Below are 19,712 nucleotides of genomic sequence, written 5' to 3'. Positions count from 1 at the left end.
AGTAGACTTACCTATAAGGGCAAAGGGAGTGCCAACTAAGTATTCAATATTAGTGGTGATACAAGTGTCGCTATATTACAAACTCGAAAGCAGAACACTTGTTTCGCTATTCAAAATGCCATCAATCTCTCTGACTTGACGCAGCACTTCATCAAATTCTCTCAAGCTTGTCGTGTGTATCTCTCCTACCAAGTCCCATGCCCCATTGGTCGTATGTAGCTTAATCAATTGCGGGATACCCCGCAGTTTCCTAATCACTTGTGAAGTAGATTTTCCTGTTACCTCAATCATCATCATCGCTTTAACTGTTTCTTTATCTAATGCTTCATGCACTCGAATCGTAAATCCTAAAATAGCACCGTTGTGAATCAGTCTATCCAATCTGTTTTGGACAGTGGCACGAGAGACTTTGAGTTTTTTAGCCAGGTTTGAGATGGTTGCTCGACCATCTTGTCGAAGTTCAGATATCAGTTCGCTATCTAAAGAGTCATAAGTGTAATACGCCATAAAAATGCTTCCTTCACTAGATTTTGACATTATGCTAAGTAGCACCTAACAATGTGTCAAAAAAATTTCCATATTTGGTAAGTTATTGACATTTTAACTGACAATTATAATTGGTAGCATATTAATTGTCGGTTAAATAAATAATATTCATGGAATGGAGCAAAATTAATGTCTAAATTTATCGTATCACAGAAGCAGGGTGTGCCATTTGTTAGCGTACAGGCGATGGCTGAAATCATTAGTAATTATGGTATAGAACAGACGATAAAAGAATTGGTAGATGCTTTAGAACAAGATTTTTCTCGTTGGGATAGTTTTGAAAAATCCAGTCGTTTTGCTTCACATTCCAAAGATGGTGTCATAGAGTTGATGCCTGTCAGCGATGGTGAAATGTTTGCGTGCAAATATGTCAATGGTCATCCGATCAACACCAAGCGCGATTTGCAGACGGTCGCCGCTTTTGGCTTATTGTCTGATGTAGATACAGGCTATCCCATTCTGCTGACAGAAATGTGTATTTTAACCGCCTTACGTACTGCGGCGACTTCTGCATTGGTTGCCAAACATTGTGCGCCTAAAAACGCCCAGACTTTAGCGCTTATCGGTAATGGTGCTCAGGGTGAGTTCCAAGCAATGGGTATGAAGGCAGTCGTGGGTATCTCAAAAGTGCGTTTGTATGATGTCGACCCAGCCGCATCTGAAAAAGTAGCGCATAACCTTGCCGATTCAGGTCTAGAGATTACTATTTGCAAAACGGTAGAAGAAGCAGTTGAAGGTGCAGATATCATCACTACCTGTACCGCAGATAAGAAAAACGCCACCATTCTTCGTGATGATATGGTCAAAAAAGGCGTCTATATTAACGCCATCGGTGGTGACTGTCCTGGCAAAACAGAGCTAGATGCCAATATCTTGTTAAGAGCCGATCATGTGATTGTAGAGTTTGAACCACAAACTCGTATTGAAGGCGACATTCAACAGCTCTCTCAAGATTTCCCTGTGACAGAGTTTTACCGCATCGTAAACGGTGAAAAAGAAGTACGCACCAACGAAAATAACTTGGTTGTATTTGATGGTGTTGGTTTTGCCTCAGAAGACTTTACGGCTTTGGTATTTTTGCGTGATTTGATTAAAAAGCAGGATGCATATGAGTTGCTTGACTTGATTCCTCAGCAACAAGACCCTAAAAACCTCTATTCGGTCGTAAAAGCTCATAGCAAAGAGCGTAGCCTAGAGACGGATGAAGCGATGGCCGCATCATAAGTCATTTGAATATGGAAAAATAGGAGTTCAATGCCATATTTGGACTCAAATGATGAAAAAATTGTTTTATTTAATAGAGACAAAATAATGAATGATTTAATGAAAAACGTGCGAATAGTAGAAGTTTATTCAGATGTCGCAGGGCATAAAAAAGGCGCGTCACTAGGAATCGATGCATTGCGCGCGTCATCAAAAGAGATGAACGCAGACTACTATGAAAAATTGCAACTTGATAGTATAAAAAATGAATATATACATGAAGAAGAGTCGTCATTTAAGCATGCAAAATACGCCGATGTAATTGAGCCTGTTATTTCTAAATTGGCGCATAAAATCAAAGATATAAGAAATGAGAATCAATTTCCGATTGTTATCGCAGGTGATCATTCTAGCTGTGCAGGCACGATGCATGGCCTAAAAATGGCGCACCCCGATGCTGAAATCGGCGTGGTTTATATAGACGCTCACGCTGATTTTCATTCACCATATACTAGTGGATCAGGAAATATGCATGGCATGCCTTTGGCGATGGCTTGTGCCATTGATAATTTGGAATGTCAGCGTAACGAGCTTTCTGAAAAAGAAAAAGAGTATTGGGAAAAATTGAAGTTTATGGCATCAAGCGAGCCATCAATTAAGCCAGAAAATGTGGTGTTTTGTGCGGTTAGAGATTATCAAGAAGAAGAGATGGATCTAATTAGAAGACATAAAATCCCTTTATATAGCGTGGCTGAGATAACCCAAAAAGGCATCAGTTCTACCGTAGAGGAAATCTTCAAAAAACTAGAATATTGCGACCATATTTATGTCTCGTTTGATGTTGATAGTGTCGACCCTTTATATGTGCCAGGAACCGGTACGCCTGCAATGAATGGTCTGTCATACGAACAAGCGATGCAACTTAATATAGAGTTAATTAAGAATAAGAAAGTGTGCTGCTGGGAAATGGCAGAGATAAATCCTTTGTATAACAACTCAAAAGATGACTCGACCAGAATATTTAAAATTTTAGAAAAAGTGACCCACACACTTTTGAGCAATTACTAGTACTGAATATTTAAAATGAGTAAAAGAATCTAGCCTAAAGGGGTTTGTTAAAACCTTCTTTAGGTTGGTTAAAAAGGGACTGCGAGTAAAAATAATATGGACATTATTAAAGCCAGCGCTGCAAGTCGAGATGTTAGCAGTATCAATATCAAACAGTTTTTGAAGTTCTTTATCCCATCTATCGTAGGTTTGATGCTTTTCGTATTTCCAATTCCTTATGTTGACGGTAAGTTTGTCACCTATGCAGAAGGATTTACCATTCCTATATCTGTATTGAAAGATTATATACAGGGTTATATCGGTGATCTTTTGCCGTTATTGGTTGTCACCTCAATCATGATTACCTTGTGTTGCACCTTATATACTAAAATCATGAAACCTGCATTTGTTCTGAAGAATGCGTTTCTAAATAATTTATTAAACGTTACAACGCCTTGGCTTGTTATTAGGATGCTTGGTGCGTTCTTCGTTGTCGTGACCTATTTTAAATTTGGGTTTGAGTCAATATATTCAGACAATATTGGCGGCTTAATATTATATGAGTTAATGCCCATACTTTTTATTGTATTTTTCTTGGCTGGATTGCTGCTACCGTTATTGCTTGATTTTGGCTTATTAGAATTCTTCGGGGTTCTACTAAGTAAAGTGATGAGACCTTTATTTGGCTTACCAGGCAGGTCATCTGTAGATTGTTTAACGTCATGGTTGGGTGATGGCACTATCGGTGTGTTATTAACTGATAAACAATTGGAAGGTGGGTTCTATACCAAAAAAGAAGCGGCAATTATCGCGACAAGTTTTTCAGCAGTGTCGATTACATTCTGTTTGGTTGTCATCTCTCAGGTTAAGCTCGAGAGCTACTTTATCAATATGATTGGCGTCGTTGCTCTATGCGGGATTGTTTGTGCGCTAATAGTTCCAAGGTTATTGCCTTTATCTAGAATTGAAGATACTTATACTATCGAAAACAGTGATAGAGATCATGAAACCATTCCCGAAGGAAAAACATTATTCACCCACAGTTTGCATAAAGCTGTCCAAAAAGCAGATAAGAGTCCAAGCTTTCTTACTTTCTTAAGAGATGGGCTAAAAAATATTTTGGATATGTGGATTGGGATATTGCCTGTCGTTATGGCAATCGGAACGATGGGTTTAATCGTTGCAGAAGAAACACCTGTATTTGATTATCTAGGTATGCCTTTTATTCCATTCTTAGAGTTATTGAATATACCGTTTGCCGCAGAAATGTCAAAAACGATCATGGTAGGTTTTGCCGATATGTTCTTGCCAGCTATTATCGGTTCTTCAATAGAGTCAGAGTTAACGCGATTTGTCATCGCTTGCTTGTCAGTGTCTCAATTGATCTATATGTCAGAAGTAGGCGGATTGATTTTAGGGACAAAAATCCCAGTAAGCTTTTTTCAGTTATTAGTGATTTTTCTCTTGAGAACCATTATCTCGTTACCAATCATTGCATTATGTGCTCATATGATTTTCTAAATAGAACTTTCTAAAAGTTGGCTACACTACGTCTGAACAAAGAATCAGTAGCAAAAAACCACCTTGATAGGTGGTTTTTTGCTATCAGTATCAAGCCATAGTTTAATTCAAATAATTTTGATATAAGGAAATCGAGTTTAAGCGATACATTATTTCTTGCAACTGTATAAAAATAGATATACGATTCATATACGTTTCGTATATTAAGGTGTTTTTATGGGAATTGTGAAAATTGATGATGAACTGCATGAAGATATTCGTAAAGCAAGTGCCGTCATGGTGCGCTCTATCAACGCTCAAGCTGAATATTGGATGAAGATAGGCATGCTTGCTGAAGCCAACCCAAATATGTCTTACAACCAAATTATCAATGAGCAAATGAGACAAGCTGATGTCAATGTAAGGAACCTTATAGATGGATAAGGTCATACTTAAAAGCGCAGCGGAATTGGAAATCATGCGCGAGTCTGGGCGACTTCTAGCCTCTGTCTTTGATTATCTTGATGAGAAAATTACAGTTGGTACTTCTACGATGGACATCAATAACCTTGCTGAGCACTATATTGTCAATCAGTTAGGTGCACGTCCAGCCAGTAAGGGGCAGTATGGTTACCAATATGCATTGAATACCTCAGTGAATAACGTGGTATGTCATGGCATTCCTTCAGAGCAGCAAATACTCAAATCAGGTGATATTGTGAATGTGGATATTACCCTAGAACAAGGGGGTTTTATCGCTGATTCTAGCAAAATGTATTTGATAGGTGAGGTGTTGCCCATTGCAGAACGCTTGGTTGATCAGACCTATGAAGCCATGTGGGAAGGAATACGAGTGGTGAAACCTGGAGCAACGTTAGGTGATGTTGGTCATGCCATCCAAAGTTACGCTGAGCAGCAAGGCTATTCTGTAGTGCGAGAGTATTGCGGTCACGGTATTGGACGCGAAATGCATGAGGGACCGCAAGTTTTGCATTACGGACATCAAGGAAAAGGTCTAGTCCTACAAGAAGGTATGACATTTACCATTGAACCGATGGTCAATCAAGGTAAAGCCAAAGTTAAAGTCAAAAAAGATGGCTGGACTGTAATCACCAATGATAAAAAATTATCTGCTCAGTGGGAGCATACAATTGCGGTTACTTCTGACGGCTATGAAGTCCTTACTCTGCGAAACGATGAAATACTTTAAGCGATTTAATATTCGAACGACTACTCGGTAAGGCGTTTCTATAATTCAGAAGCGCCTTTTTTAGTGTTTCGTGTGACCGTTATTTAGCCAGTTATAGCTGAGAAGAAAGTGACTGACATCAAGGGCAAAAGCCTCTGCTACGTCAGCAATCAGTAGCAAAGGACTATTTTATATATAAAGATATCTAGAGAACTGCTTTGGTCGCGCCAGCCGCCCGTTCGATTAATAAGTCTACAGGAGCATCAGGAGTTAATGTACCAAAGGCCAGCCCATGCTCATTCCCAATCCTAGAACGACAGAATGCCTGAGCGATCTCCGTATGTTCAGTCTGTAGTAGTATCGAAGCCTGTAGCATCAGTGCTAGGCGCTCAATAACATAGCGACTACGGAACTCCAAGGTTTGCGTATCCTCAAATCGCTCTATCAGCAGGTGTAATTCTGCATCATAATCAGCATTTTTCCCTGCTGCTTGCTGCATTTCCTTAAATAAAGCTCGCTGAGTTTCTGGCTCCTTTTTTAAGGCACGCAGCACATCTAGACATTGCACATTGCCACTGCCTTCCCAAATTGAGTTTAGCGGCGCTTGCCTGTACAGACGCGGCATAATAGTCTCTTCGACATAGCCATTACCGCCCAAACATTCTTGCGCCTCATTGATAAGAACGGGGGCGCGTTTGCATATCCAATACTTCCCAATTGCAGTAGCAATACGAGCGAGCGCGGATTCGTGAGGGTCTGTTTCTAACCTATCAACAGCGCGCGCAATACGCATTGTTAGGGCTAGAGCTGCTTCGGACTCTAAGGCTAAGTCTGCCAACACATTACGCATAATAGGTTGGTTGACTAATAATTTACCAAAGGCTTCGCGTTGACTGGTGTGATGAATCGCTTGAACGATCGCTTGACGCATTTGAGCTGAGGAGCCAATCATACAATCAAGTCGGGTTAGCGCGACCATCTCAATAATGGTAGGAATACCGCGACCTTCAATACCTACTAGCTCACCGAATGCACCTTGAAACTCTACCTCGGAGGAAGCGTTTGCCCAATCTCCTAATTTATCTTTTAAGCGTTGAACTTGTACGGCATTGCGTGTTCCGTCAGGCCGAAAGCGTGGTACTAAAAAGCAACTAGGTCCACTGTCAGATTGGGCCAAGACGAGATGAGCATCACACATTGGCGCTGAGAAAAACCATTTATGTCCAATGATTTCATAAGAGCCATCTTCTTGTCGTATAGCACTAGTCGTATTGCGACGTAAGTCTGATCCACCTTGTTTTTCTGTCATGCCCATACCCATCGTACAGCCTAACTTTTCTTCCATGGGCAAGCTGCGCGGATCATAGTGTTCAGATAGTAGCTTGGGCAGCCATTTTTTAGCCAAAGCTGGCGAATGACGTAGGGCAGGAATAGCGGCATAGCTCATAGACATGGGACAACCAAACCCAGCCTCAGGCTGTGAGCCGAGATACATGACTGCTGCCCGAGCCACGTGAGCACTATCACGATCCTGATTGCGCCAAGCAAAATTGCTCATGCCGTATTTCATTCCTGCATGCATCAGATCATGGTAAGCCGGATGAAACTCTACTTCATCTATACGCCGACCATAGCTGTCAAAGTTGCGTAATTTAGGCTTGTTTTCATTGGCTAAGAATCCGCTAGTGATCAGATCTCCACCAGTCAGTGCGCCAAACTCTTTCAAGTGATTTTCTGCCCAAGCAGCACCTTCTCTTGCGACAGCTTCTTTGAGCGCTGTATCTGTTTCCCATGCATTATAATTAGCTAAGGCAAAAGGTTGATTCTGTACCTCATGGGTCTTAAATTGATTTACAATTGACATGATGATTGTCTTCCCTGATTTTGAATGTCATTCCCTAAGTTACAGTAGTTCAGTAACTTACACGATCAGTATTACATATAAAAAATAATTACGTCAATAGGTGTAATATGAACAAACCAACGCCTCGTTTATTGCTTTTACGCTTACTTATGGTGGCAGAAGCAAACACACTTAGTGCCTACGAAGCGGTGCTGGCAGGCTCTATCTTTGGTATGACAGAAAATAGTATACGTGTGACGTTGGCCCGTCTGATCCAAGCGGAACTTGCTGAATTGATTGGTCCAGCCACCTACAAACTCGGACCGAAAGCTCAAAAATTGGGCGCCGATGTGGCCTTATGGCAAACAGCAGATAAAAGAACGATAAAATCCGATGGTTCATGGATAGCGGTAGCGACCGGTGGATTACCTCGCAGTGATCGTAAAGTGCTGCGTGCCCGTGCTCGTGCTTTATCATTATTGGGGTTTCGTGAACTTGATAAAGGGCTTTATTTGCGCCCCAATAATTTATTAGGCGGTATCGATGTCGTCCGTCAGCGTTTATTGGACTTAGGCTTAGAAGAGGAAGCCGCGGTTTTTAAAGCCAATGAATTTGATGAGGTTAGGCAGAAAAAAGCACGAGCACTTTGGTCAGACATGCATCTTGAAAAGCATTATAAAGAGAAGTCGCAGCAGCTCACTGACTGGTTAAGTGGTTTGGCTGACTTGCCGTCCCATGTGGCGCTGCAAGAAATATTCATGCTTGGAGATGCAGGTATCCGCAGTGTTGTTTTTGACCCTCTACTTCCTGCTCCCTTAGTAGATGAGGAAGCACGGAAAAAGTATTTTGAGACGGTGCGGCGTATTAATGAGGAGGGTAGGCGTTTATGGTTTGCCTTTTTCGAAGAGGCCAAATCGTTAGAATCTGTTTAACCAAGTCATTAGAATCAGTTTAAATAGATAAAGTGAAATGGTGGCATAGTAATTATCAGACAGCAGAGACACTATCTATAGCGATGAATAAGCATTAATTATTTGCAGCTATTCAGATAGTATTTACTGTGAGCCATATGGCGAATTTTCATGACAAGAATGATCAGCAAGCGCATTTAATATGCCACATGACTTCGCTGGTGCGCTACTAACGCATTTCTGTCGCAAAACACTTAAGTGTTTTTTTAACTGTTTTAGCTCTTCTATACGTGTTTCTACAGCGCGGATATGTTCATCCAACAAGGTATCGATATCAGCGCAGTCTCTGTTAGGTTCCTCCCAATACTGCAGTAAGGTTCGTACTTCATCCAATGTCATATCTAGTGTACGACAGTGCAGAACGAACTGTAGACGCTCGATATGACTTTCGCGATATAAGCGATAGTTCCCTTCACTACGCGCAGGCTCTGGTAATAGCTTTTCTTTTTCATAATAGCGAATGGTTTCTACTGTAGCGCCTGTGCACTTTTATATACCAAAAGTCTTAATGTTAAGAATTTAGAAGGTGTTTATGATGAGATAAGAAAGCTAGGAGACTTTACTAAACTGGCAAGAAAAGTGTGTTATATGGCTTTGAGACACCATGTGGCTTTGATTTTTGTGATGCTATTTGCCAGCTATCAAGTGATAGTGCGTGCTATTACTTATACTTATTGATAGAGCTTTATCGAAAAGAGCAGTTGTAGCTAAGACGTATGGTAAACGTCCATAGCTACATAGACAGGAAATCGCATCTTTCTAAAAAGATCCGAATACGGTACCGAGTATGATGACTAGAGTGAGAGCAATTAAAGGAATGACCACAGCAGTAGCAAATATGTCTTTATAGGACTCTCTATGAGTCAAACCACAAATAGTTAGCATTGTTATTATTGCCCCATTATGTGGTAATGAATCCAAACCGCCGGAAGCCAAAGACGCAATACGATGCATTAATTCGGGGTCAATATTATATTGTTCTGCCAATTGCATATAGCTTGCGCCCATAATTTCTAAGGCTATACCCAAACCACCTGAAGCTGATCCTGTAATACCTGCTAAAACGTTAACCATGATTGCTTCTGATATGAGAGGGTTTCCAGGCGCAATTCCCATAAGAGACTGTTTGATAATAGCGAAACCTGCCAGAGTTGCAATCACGGAGCCATAGCCTACTTCTGAAGCTGTATTAAAAATAGGTAGTAAAGATCCGGTAGCGCCTTTGTTTAAACTTTCTGCCACACTATCTATTCTTTTGAAACTCGAAGCAATCACAAATATACAAGCTAAGAACAACGATAAAATAATGGCCCATATACCAATAACTGAGCTCAAGGCTACACCACCAAACTTTTCGTCAGCTAAGTAACTGTTGTTCCATAACGGTATTATAATTTTTGAAAAAACATAGTTGCCTACTATCACAATGAGAATAGGCGATAATGCGAGCCAAAAATTGGGTATATCGATACCTGAGTGAGGCTCTTTTTCATTTAACGTATGATTTCCATAACCTTCATTATTTGCACTTGCAATACGCGTTTGGCGATTCATCCACAACATACCTCCGCCTAGCATGACTATCGAGGCAATAATGCCTAAACCAGGAGCTGCAAATGCATCGGTTTCAAAATAGGGCATCGGTATAACATTATGAATGGCAGGTGAACCTGGCAATGCCGTCATGGTCAAGGTTAGAGCGCCAATACAAATGGCTCCAGGTATCAGTCTTTTAGGTATGTTCGTCTGCTTAAATAAGGCGGCAGCAATAGGATATATTGCGAAAGTAACGACAAAGGCTGACACACCTCCATAAGTCAAGATTGAGCATGCTAAGACGACTGCTAACAAAGCATGTTTGTCACCCAGTTTATCCACGATGTTGCGTGCGATGCTATAGGCATAACCAGAATCTTCCATCAACTTGCCAAAAATCGCACCTAAGATAAATAGTGGGAAATATTTCACAGCAAACCCGCCAAGACCCTGCATAAATATTTCAGTATAAATCCCCATGGTTTGACTACTATCACCACTTAAAACAACAGCTAAAATAGCAAGTAAGGGAGCCAAAACTAATACGCTAACCCCTCTATAGGCAAAATATATTAAGAGTGACAAAGATAAAAAAATAGCAAAAATGCTCATAGTTTCAATTTCCTTCCATGGAAAAATACGCTTTAAAATTATACTTTGTGAATAAGGCAATGCTTCTGATAAACAGAATTTAGTCTGGTTGTTATTAAGTAATACTATCTAGAGTCTTCTCAGTAGTTGATATTTAGACGGTGGAGTATCGTCATGAATGTCGAATAAATAAAAGCACCTTATGTCATAGCGTAAAGGATCACTGATATCTAACCATTTCTTAGATAGAGCATTAGGGCTAATGCCTAGCATATTTATAGCGATATATATGACTCGACTTATTCTCGATATCAAGGCGTACTCATAGCATAAAACACACACCACTAGGGCTTTATAGCGCAAGTTGATACTATTTGATTGTTACCTGAAAAGGTTTGGCTTATAAGAGTGAACTGACGGAATGGTTGTTCATAATCGCTATCCTTAGCATGAATGAAATGTGACTAATACAACTGCTATAACAATGTGATATGCAAACACTGAAAGGTTAGCTACTATTTATATACAGTTATAAATAAAATGATACATTATGTATCGAGTTAAAATCTAACAGAGATATGAACAAATATCAACTACTAAACCTTAGCAGTCATTAGATGGTCTCAGTGGTTTATTCTGAAAAATAAGACGGTACTATATTGAAACGATCGTAGAGACAAGTTTGATAAATTGACAAATTAATGATGCAGTGATGAGTGTGCTATGAGTAAGAACAAGCAAAGCGATAGCTGGGTATTTCCAGTGCCGCTACTTTGATAAATTCTAATAATTAAAAACCTATCATTTTAAGATATCGACTATATACCCTGCTATCATTCCCTCACTATAGCTATTCGTAATTTTCCAGCGCGTTAACGAATCACAAATGCCCGATAGTCCTGCTATTTGTTAGCTGAAAGAAGGCTAAAAGTAGCGGATGCCGTACGAGCAACAGGGGTAAGCAAGACGACATTACATAAGATATATAACGATCAATCATCTAGAATTGATTTTGATACTATAGATAAGCTTTGTGAGTATTTAGAAGTAGAGGTAGGGGATATTTTTGAATATGTAAAAGAGGATAAAGATAAAAATACTCAGAAATAAATTTCAGCTTACAGCTTAAAGTAGAGGTCAAAAAGAGGGTTTTAATTCTAATGGTTTTCAAGGGTCGGTCACGTTTTGGTCACCATTTGGTCACCGTCAATTTTTTAGATGATTTAAATCTGATTGTATAATCATGACTATGAGTCGATGTAGACAAGTATTTTCCGCTACAGCCCATATTTCACGGACAAAAAAAGCCCCAATCTTAAGATTGGGGCTTTTCGAATCTGGTAGGCGTAATCGGATTCGAACCAACGACCTCTACCATGTCAAGGTAGCGCTCTAACCAACTGAGCTATACGCCTATTTAGGTTGAGCATTTTAGCAAGTTTCCCAGACTTTGCAAGTCTTTTTTAGCATAAACCTCTTTTATTATCATAATATCTGTTATTCAGGCTTATATTAGTTATTTGAATATATTTTTGTATATATTTACTAAACATTAAATTTAATACGTTTAGTTTTTATTGTTAATAAACAGGGTAACGCTGATGATTAAACCCTTATAACTGATATGATATCTCTCTAAACAACGCAATCGTCATGATAATAATGGCTTAAAGTCAGTCATGCTGAGTAAGCGTTAAACAAATATTAAAAACAGTTGGAGAATAACATGGGTCTCTTGGTAGATGGGCAGTGGCAAGACAAGTGGTATGAGACAAAAGAGAGTGGCGGCCGCTTTCAGCGTGAAGATGCTGGTTTTAGAAACTGGGTAACGGTAGATGGTAGTGCAGGGCCAACGGGTATTGAGGGATTTAAAGCCGAACCTGACCGCTATCATTTATACGTGTCGCTAGCTTGTCCTTGGGCACACCGTACCCTTATCTATCGCAAGCTTAAAGGCTTAGAAGACATCATTCCGCTATCTGTAGTACATCCATATATGGGTGAGTATGGTTGGACGTTTGCAGAAGGTGCAGGTGTCGTTGCTGACACAGTTATCAATGCAGACTGTGCCTATGAGCTGTATACCAAGGCCAAGCCAGACTATACAGGCCGTGTCACTGTACCTATCTTGTGGGATAGAAAAACAAATACAATCGTGAGTAATGAGTCATCTGAGATTATTCGCATGTTTAACTCTGCCTTTGATGAGGTTGGTGCGCTAGCAGGTAATTTTGTGCCAGCAGAGTTATTACAAGAAATTGATGATATCAATACCTTTGTCTATTCAACTATCAACAATGGCGTGTATAAGACAGGATTCTCTACCACACAAGAGGCTTACGAAGAGGCCGTGATTGAGCTGTTTGCGGCATTAGATACACTTGAGACGCGCTTAGCACATCAGCGTTATCTCACAGGTAGCACTATAACTGAGGCAGATTGGCGACTGTTTACGACGTTGGTTCGTTTCGATGCTGTCTATGTTGGGCACTTTAAATGCAATCTGCGTCGTATCGTTGACTATCCAAACCTTTGGGGCTATCTGCGTGACTTATATCAGGTACATGGTATCGCAGAGACAGTAAATATGGATCATATCAAGCAGCATTATTACACCAGTCATGCCAATATTAACCCCACGCGTATTGTCCCTACTGGCCCAGTGCTTGATTTTAATGAAACACATGACCGTGCACGTCTATAGTTTTATTTATCAGAAGATATTCAAAAAAAGCCCCAGCGACTAATAGGTAGCTGGGGTTTTTACAATATAAAAGGTAGTATAACTATTATTAGGCATTGTTTAGCTGGCGTGCCGCTTCTAGAGCGAAGTAGGTCAGGATACCATCAGCACCAGCACGGCGGAAGCCAATCAGCGACTCTAAAATCACTGCATCACTTAACCAACCGTTCTGAATGGCTGCCATATGCATGGCATATTCACCTGAGACTTGATACGCAAAGGTGGGTACGCCAAAGGTATCTTTGACTTCACGAATCAAATCAAGATAAGGCTGACCTGGTTTGATCATGACCATATCTGCGCCTTCGTTGATATCCATAGCCACTTCATGTAGCGCCTCAGCACGATTGCCAAAGTCCATCTGATACTGTTTCTTATGGCCACCTTTTAGGTTGCCAGCACTGCCAACGGCATCACGGAATGGACCGTAGTAAGCAGAAGCATATTTGGCTGAGTAAGCCATAATAGCCGTATTCACAAAACCTTCTGCTTCAAACGCGTCACGCATGGCCTTGATACGGCCGTCCATCATGTCACTAGGAGAGATGATATCTGCACCGGCACGCGCATGTACCAGCGCTTGCTTGACCAATACTTCTATGGTTGCATCATTGATGACATAACCGCTGTCATCGAGCAGACCATCTTGACCATGTGAGGTATAAGGGTCTAACGCTACATCAGTCATAACGACCATTTCTGGCACAGCATCTTTGACTGCTTTTATCGTACGTGCAGTCAGGGCGTTTTCGTCATAAGCGGCGCTACCGTCTGGTGTTTTCAAAGCGTTATCGATCACAGGGAAAAGGTCGATGGTTGTAACACCTTCTGCTAATAACTCTTTGGCATAGTTGATTAGTAAATCAATCGATAAGCGTTCAACACCCGGCATACTAGCGATGGTTTCGCGTTGGTTTTCGCCTTCTAAGACAAAGACAGGGGCAATAAAGTGCTTAGGATGCAGCTCTACTTCACGAATCATCGAGCGTACATTGTCATTGTAGCGCAGACGACGTAAGCGAGTAGCAGGGTATTGACGGTTAAAGGTATAGCTCATAATAATTCCTTATGATTGTTTTAGGGCGTGTCCTCATTTTAAAAATGGTGATAAAAATGAGATAAATTGCAGTCAAACAAGGAAAATAGCGCAGATAATATCGGGATATTAACCAGCTATTTAACGATGTTTGGCAAAATTTAGCCATTTTTAGCCCGTTTAGATATAATCAATTGAATTGAGGACACGCCCTAATAGTTATCATGTTACATGGTTAAAATAATATCGCTATAAGCGGTATTTTATAGAATTAGCTTATCAAAATCTTTGCTTTATAAGTGGCTATAGATAAAGAGAGCTTATATGAAGTGAGCCTACTATAACCAAAAGACGTCAATAAAAGCAAAAAGCCCCACCACGTTAAGTCGGTAGGGCTGATAGTACTTATCGACTGTTAATAGGATGATAGAGCTGCGTCATCAGATTAAGATTGGGTCACTTAAGGCTCAACAATCTAGGTCACAGGAACTTGCTCAACACTATTGTTATTGAAGCGAGTCTCTTCAGTGATCACGCCGACAGCGGCATCCTTCTGGCCATCATCATTCACATCGACGATAGCAGTAGGCTCAAAAGTAGTCGTTTCTACCGCTTGCGACTGCTTAATGGCGACCGCTTCTTGCGGCGTAGTCACACGCGCTGAACCAGCTGCTTCGATGGCATTTGTCGCTTTGGTTTTTGCACTAGTCGCAGTTCCAGTAACAATCTGCGCCAAGTTAGTATGCTGCGGTACCGGAATGACGGTCGGTACATCAAGGTTAGCACCGCCACCAAGCGCTTGGTACAACTCAATCTGGCTAACGATTTTCTGTAGCTCTAAATCTAGGATACCTTGCTGAGTAGAGAACAGTGAACGCTGCGCATCAAGTACGTCTAAGTAATTGTCCAGACCAGCTTTAAAGCGCGCATCTGCTATCTGATATGTCTGTTCAAAATTATCTTGCAGACGATACTGCGCCTCTAACTGCTCACCGAGTGTTGCACGTGTGGCAAGTACATCTGATACTTCGCGGAATGCCGTTTGAATAGAGCTCTCATAACTAGCAAGCGTTTGCTCACGTTCGATTTGAGCCACATCATAATTGGCATCTAAACGGCCTGCATCAAAGATAGGGACGCTTACGCTAGGTCCAAATGACCAACCAACGGCACCATTTTTAAACAAGTCATTTAAGCTGCCGCTACTGACGCCCACACTACTGGTCAAGCTAATAGATGGGAAGTAAGAGGCACGGGCCACTTCGATATTCGCACCAGCAGCTTTTAGGTTGTATTCTGCTTGTAGGACGTCAGGACGATAACGTAGTAATTCACTTGGTAGACCAGCATTAAATATCTGCTGGCTAGTAATATTACTAACAGCAGGTGTTGGGATAAGCTCATTTGGAATAGCGCCACCAACTAAGTACTGCAATGCATTGCGTGATTGAAGAACACTGGTCTGGGCACGTAATACGGCAAGTTTGGCACTTTCAAGAGAAGCAGCAGCCTGTAATGAAGGCAGTTTTGCGTCAATACCTGCTTCAAAACGTTTATCCGCGATAAATAGCGAACGCTCACGACTCTCAACTGTAGCTTCAGCCAGTTTTAATTGCGCCAAGCTGTAGCTTAGGTTGGCGTAGCTTTGTGCGATATTACTAATCAAGCTGATTTGGGTCGCATCTTTAGCTGCTGTGGTCGCCAAGAAATTCTGCAATGCTTGATCTTTTAAGCTTGAGATTTTACCCCAAAAATCGAGCTCATAATTGGCAAGACCCAAGTTGACACTGTAGCTACTACTAGCGTTTCGATCAGTACGATTTTGTGCTGAGCGAGTATAACCAGCACTGCCGTTGATAGCTGGCAAGTCATTAATGTCAGTAATCTGATACTGTGCACGAGCTTTTTCAATGGCTAGGCGCGCACTCTCAAAGTCTTTGTTTTTTTCAAGACCGAGAGCAATCAGACCTTTTAGGCGCTCATCGCTATAAAAATTCTGCCAGCGCTGACTGGCAATGCTTGCTTGATCAGCACTACTGACAGTCTCTTTATCAAATGCACCATAAGATTGCTGCATAGGAATATTTGGCTCTGCTAGCACAGGACGCATATCGGCTTTTGGAATGGTGTTACAAGCGGCCATGCTGATTGCCAATGCAGTCAAACCTAACAGGCGACCACTTTTTTTGCGCAAACGAGATAGCGCTGGCTGCGCATCGATAGCTGTAATAGCTACCGATGATGAGTTAGTGATAGATGTTTTTTGAGCACTCATTGTGTATTGTCTCCAAGACTTGCAGGCTGATAACTCTCAGAAGGTGTTGGGTTATGCGAGTTAGGCGTACCACTGCCACCATCTTTATCATTGGGTGTGTTGTTCTCATATTTATGCGGGAACGCACTACGCACCCAGATATAGAACATTGGGATAAAGAAGATACCTAAGAGGGTTGCTGTAATTACCCCACCAACAACGCTAGTACCAATAGCGTTTTGACTGCCTGAACCTGGCCCATTGGCCAAGAATAATGGCACAACACCCAGTCCAAAGGCAAGCGAGGTCATGATAATCGGACGCAAACGCTGGCGTGCTGCGGTCATGACGGCTTCTGTGAGACTGTAACCTTCTTCTTGGTGTTCTTTCGCAAATTCGATAATCAAAATGGCGTTTTTGGCGGATAGACCAACGACAGTCAGTAGACCAACCTGCAAGTAGATATCATTGGCAAAACCACGTAGCCAAGTAAATATCACTGCACCCAATACGCCAAGTGGAATCACTAGTAGCACAGAGAAAGGAATCGACCAGCTCTCATACAAAGCTGCCAAACATAAGAAGACAACTAGAATTGAAAGCGCATAAAGCATCGGCGCTTGGGCACCTGACTTTTGCTCTTCCAATGACATGCCTGTCCACTCGTAACTGATACCTTCAGGTAGCTTGTCTATCATCGCTTCCATCGAGCTCATTGCTTCACCAGTACTTAGTCCTGGTGCGGCGCTACCTTGGATATTCATTGACGGTAGGCTGTTGTAACGAGTAAGACGCGGTGAGCCTGACTGCCACTCACTACTAGAGAATGCATCGAACGAAATCATATCGTTCATGTCATTTCTTACATACCATTTGCCAATATCATCAGGGTTGGTACGGCTGCTGGCTTCACCTTGTACATAGACACGTTTGATACGGCCACGATCGATGAAGTCGTTAACGTAGCTTGAGCCCCACGCAGTAGAGATAACGCTATTGATATTGCTTAGTGACAGGCCATAAGCCGCCGCTTGTTCTTGATTGATATTTACTTTAAGTTGTGGCGAATCTTCTTGACCATTAGGACGTACGCCAGCCACTTGATCGTTCTGTGCGGCCATACCTAAGAGCATATTTCGGGCTTCAAGTAGCCCATCATGTCCGAGGTTACCACTGTCCTGAATCATTAAATCAAAACCACTGGCATTACCAAGCTCGGTAATCGCGGGTGGTACGATGGCAAATACTTGTGCTTCGTTTAGCTGCGTAAAGAAATACCCCATCGCCCGACCAGCGACAGCTTGAGCGGTGTTTTCATCGCCCGAGCGTTCCTCCCAGTCTGATAAGCGCACAAACGCCAGACCCATATTCTGACCTTGACCAGCAAAACTAAAGCCTGCAATGGTAAAGACCGAAGCGATATTATCGGTTTCTTGGGTATCGTAATAGTTTCTAACTTTATCCAATACGTCTTGTGTTTCATCTAATGTAGAGCCAGCCGGAAGCTGAACCAAGGTAAACATAATACCTTGATCTTCTTCTGGTAAAAACGAGCCTGGAATACGTAAGAACACGACCGCCATAATACCGATGATGGCTGCATAACCAATCATGTATAACCATTTAAAACGAATACTTTTGCCGACAAAGTTTTCGTACGAACGGCTAAGTTTGAAGAAGCCACGGTTGAACCAACCGAAGAAGCCTTTTTGCTTTTCGGTACTGCCTTTTTCATGACTTTTGCCACGTTTTAGCAAGGTCACACATAGGGCAGGGGTGAATACAAGCGCGACCATGGCAGAAAGCACCATGCTGGTAATCAGCGTAATAGAGAACTGACGATAAATCACACCTGTTGAGCCACCAAAGAAGGCCATCGGTACGAATACTGCAGACAAGATAAGCGCAATACCAATAACGATTTTACTGATTTCACCCATTGACTGGATAGTTGCATCTTTGATAGAGATGTGAGGATCTTCTTCTAGTATTCGCTCGACGTTCTCTACGACGACGATCGCATCATCGACCAGTAGACCGATGGACAATACCATGGCAAACATGGTCAACACGTTGATACTAAAGCCAGCAACGTATAGTACTGCAAAGGTACCTAATAGAACCACAGGTACGGCAAGGGTCGGGATAATGGTTGCACGCCAGTTCTGTAAGAAAATGAACATGACGATGAATACAAGCGCAATAGCTTCGAGTAGAGTCTTGACAACTTGTTCGATAGATAAGCGCACAAACGGCGTCGTATCGTAAGGAACAACAGAGCTTAGGCCTGCTGGAAAGTTGGTTTCTAGCTCGGCTATACGTGCGCCGACCGCCTCACGGGTCTCTAGCGCGTTTGCGCCTGCAGCCAATGAGATACCTAGACCTGCCGCTTCTTGACCGTTATACAAGGATCTCTCGCTATAGTTTTCACTGCCGATTTCGACATCAGCGACATCGCCGAGGCGTACTTGCGCGCCCGAGGTGTCTGTTTTTAGCAAGATATCTTTAAACTCTTCAGGCGTTTGAAGATAGCTCTGTACGGTGACGGTGGCGTTAATCACCTGTTGATCGGTGTCAGCAGGTGCTTGTCCTAGCTGACCTGCAGATACCTGAGCGTTCTGTGCTCGTACGGCATTGACAACATCAGAGGGCACCATGTTATAGCTACGTAGGCGTGCAGGATCTAGCCAGATACGCATGGCGTAAGAGGAGCCAAACACTTGCACTTCACCCACACCTTCAACACGACTGATCGAATCGAGAACATTGGAGTTGATATAATCGGCAATATCGGCCCGATCCATACTGCCATCTTCAGAAATAAATGCCTGCACCATCATAAAGCTGCTAGACGATTTATTGACGTTGACGCCTTGGCGCTGTACTGATTCAGGCAACGAGCTCATCGCTGCTTGTAGTTTGTTTTGTACTTGTACCTGAGCGGTATCAGGGTCGGTACCGTTCTCAAAGGTAAGCGTCACTGAAGCGCTACCGTTTGAGGAGCTCGACGATGACATATACATCAGCCCATCAAGGCCTTTCATGCGCTGCTCAATAATTTGCACCACAGAGTTTTCGACCGTTTGTGCATTGGCACCAGGATAGCTTGCACTGACTGAAATCGTTGGTGGTGCGATACGTGGATATTGTTCAATCGGTAGATTAATAACGGATATCACCCCGATGAGCATGACCAAAACAGCCAGCACCCATGCAAAAATAGGGCGATCAATAAAAAAACGTGACATAGTAT

General features: G+C 42.0%; 14 protein-coding genes, 1 tRNA gene and 1 pseudogene. 8 read left to right on the top strand and 8 right to left on the bottom strand.

Features of this window, described 5'->3' with window-relative positions:
• Window positions 1-75: 75 nt before the first annotated feature.
• Window positions 76-507 carry an Lrp/AsnC family transcriptional regulator gene (locus QL898_RS08705; RefSeq protein ID WP_057761040.1) on the bottom strand — a complete coding sequence of 144 codons (432 nt, stop codon included), beginning with the start codon at window positions 505-507 and terminating at the stop codon, window positions 76-78.
• Window positions 508-675: 168 nt separating this feature from the next.
• Between QL898_RS08705 and QL898_RS08700 the strand changes: the two genes are divergently transcribed.
• The 5 genes from QL898_RS08700 to map all read left to right on the top strand — a co-directional run bounded on the left by QL898_RS08700 (window position 676) and on the right by map (window position 5,506).
• Entirely contained in the window at window positions 676-1,770 is a 1,095-nt protein-coding gene (locus tag QL898_RS08700; RefSeq protein ID WP_290176495.1) for an ornithine cyclodeaminase, read from the top strand.
• Between the two features lie 30 nt (window positions 1,771-1,800).
• The gene (locus QL898_RS08695) at window positions 1,801-2,817 is read left to right on the top strand and encodes an arginase (RefSeq protein ID WP_290176494.1); all 1,017 of its coding nucleotides are present in this window, start codon (window positions 1,801-1,803) and stop codon (window positions 2,815-2,817) included.
• A gap of 96 nt (window positions 2,818-2,913) precedes the next feature.
• Window positions 2,914-4,317: a YjiH family protein gene (locus tag QL898_RS08690; RefSeq protein WP_290176493.1), complete on the top strand. Its 1,404-nt coding sequence runs from the start codon at window positions 2,914-2,916 to the stop codon at window positions 4,315-4,317.
• Between the two features lie 216 nt (window positions 4,318-4,533).
• On the top strand, window positions 4,534-4,740 hold the full coding sequence (locus QL898_RS08685; RefSeq protein ID WP_057761037.1) for a ParD-like family protein: 207 nt from the start codon (window positions 4,534-4,536) through the stop codon (window positions 4,738-4,740).
• Window positions 4,733-5,506 (top strand): type I methionyl aminopeptidase, encoded by a 774-nt coding sequence (gene map / locus QL898_RS08680; RefSeq protein ID WP_290176492.1) that lies wholly within the window; start codon window positions 4,733-4,735, stop codon window positions 5,504-5,506. The genes QL898_RS08685 and map overlap by 8 nt, the downstream gene beginning before the upstream one ends.
• 184 nt (window positions 5,507-5,690) lie before the next feature.
• On the opposite strand, the gene QL898_RS08675 is transcribed toward map, so the two are convergent.
• Window positions 5,691-7,349, bottom strand: coding sequence for an isovaleryl-CoA dehydrogenase (locus tag QL898_RS08675; RefSeq protein WP_290176491.1), 1,659 nt, complete (start codon window positions 7,347-7,349; stop codon window positions 5,691-5,693).
• Window positions 7,350-7,498: 149 nt separating this feature from the next.
• Here QL898_RS08675 and QL898_RS08670 point away from each other — a divergent pair, with 149 nt between their 5' ends.
• The gene (locus QL898_RS08670; RefSeq protein ID WP_290176490.1) at window positions 7,499-8,260 is read left to right on the top strand and encodes a PaaX family transcriptional regulator; all 762 of its coding nucleotides are present in this window, start codon (window positions 7,499-7,501) and stop codon (window positions 8,258-8,260) included.
• 123 nt (window positions 8,261-8,383) lie between these two features.
• Here QL898_RS08670 and cadR read toward each other — a convergent pair.
• Window positions 8,384-8,809: pseudogene (gene cadR, locus QL898_RS08665) on the bottom strand (Cd(II)/Pb(II)-responsive transcriptional regulator).
• Between the two features lie 249 nt (window positions 8,810-9,058).
• Entirely contained in the window at window positions 9,059-10,447 is a 1,389-nt protein-coding gene (locus QL898_RS08660) for a GntP family permease (RefSeq protein WP_290176489.1), read from the bottom strand.
• Between the two features lie 885 nt (window positions 10,448-11,332).
• Between QL898_RS08660 and QL898_RS08655 the strand changes: the two genes are divergently transcribed.
• Window positions 11,333-11,536: a helix-turn-helix transcriptional regulator gene (locus tag QL898_RS08655; protein WP_290176488.1), complete on the top strand. Its 204-nt coding sequence runs from the start codon at window positions 11,333-11,335 to the stop codon at window positions 11,534-11,536.
• 228 nt (window positions 11,537-11,764) lie between these two features.
• On the opposite strand, the gene QL898_RS08650 is transcribed toward QL898_RS08655, so the two are convergent.
• Window positions 11,765-11,841: transfer RNA gene (locus QL898_RS08650), tRNA-Val, on the bottom strand.
• 311 nt (window positions 11,842-12,152) lie between these two features.
• Here QL898_RS08650 and QL898_RS08645 point away from each other — a divergent pair.
• Window positions 12,153-13,130: a glutathione S-transferase family protein gene (locus QL898_RS08645; protein WP_290176487.1), complete on the top strand. Its 978-nt coding sequence runs from the start codon at window positions 12,153-12,155 to the stop codon at window positions 13,128-13,130.
• An 88-nt stretch (window positions 13,131-13,218) separates the two neighbouring features.
• Here the strand turns inward: QL898_RS08645 and hemB are convergent, their stop codons facing one another.
• The 3 genes from hemB to QL898_RS08630 form a co-directional block, all read right to left on the bottom strand.
• Window positions 13,219-14,226 carry a porphobilinogen synthase gene (hemB, locus tag QL898_RS08640; RefSeq protein WP_101206356.1) on the bottom strand — a complete coding sequence of 336 codons (1,008 nt, stop codon included), beginning with the start codon at window positions 14,224-14,226 and terminating at the stop codon, window positions 13,219-13,221.
• Window positions 14,227-14,680: 454 nt separating this feature from the next.
• Window positions 14,681-16,480, bottom strand: coding sequence for an efflux transporter outer membrane subunit (locus tag QL898_RS08635; RefSeq protein WP_290176486.1), 1,800 nt, complete (start codon window positions 16,478-16,480; stop codon window positions 14,681-14,683).
• Window positions 16,477-19,707, bottom strand: coding sequence for an efflux RND transporter permease subunit (locus QL898_RS08630; RefSeq protein ID WP_290176485.1), 3,231 nt, complete (start codon window positions 19,705-19,707; stop codon window positions 16,477-16,479). Before QL898_RS08630 ends, QL898_RS08635 begins: the two co-directional genes overlap by 4 nt.
• Window positions 19,708-19,712 lie beyond the last annotated feature (5 nt).

This window comes from Psychrobacter sp. APC 3279, assembly GCF_030407795.1.
Taxonomy (GTDB): domain Bacteria; phylum Pseudomonadota; class Gammaproteobacteria; order Pseudomonadales; family Moraxellaceae; genus Psychrobacter.
This window is presented reverse-complemented; position numbering and strand designations above follow the sequence as displayed.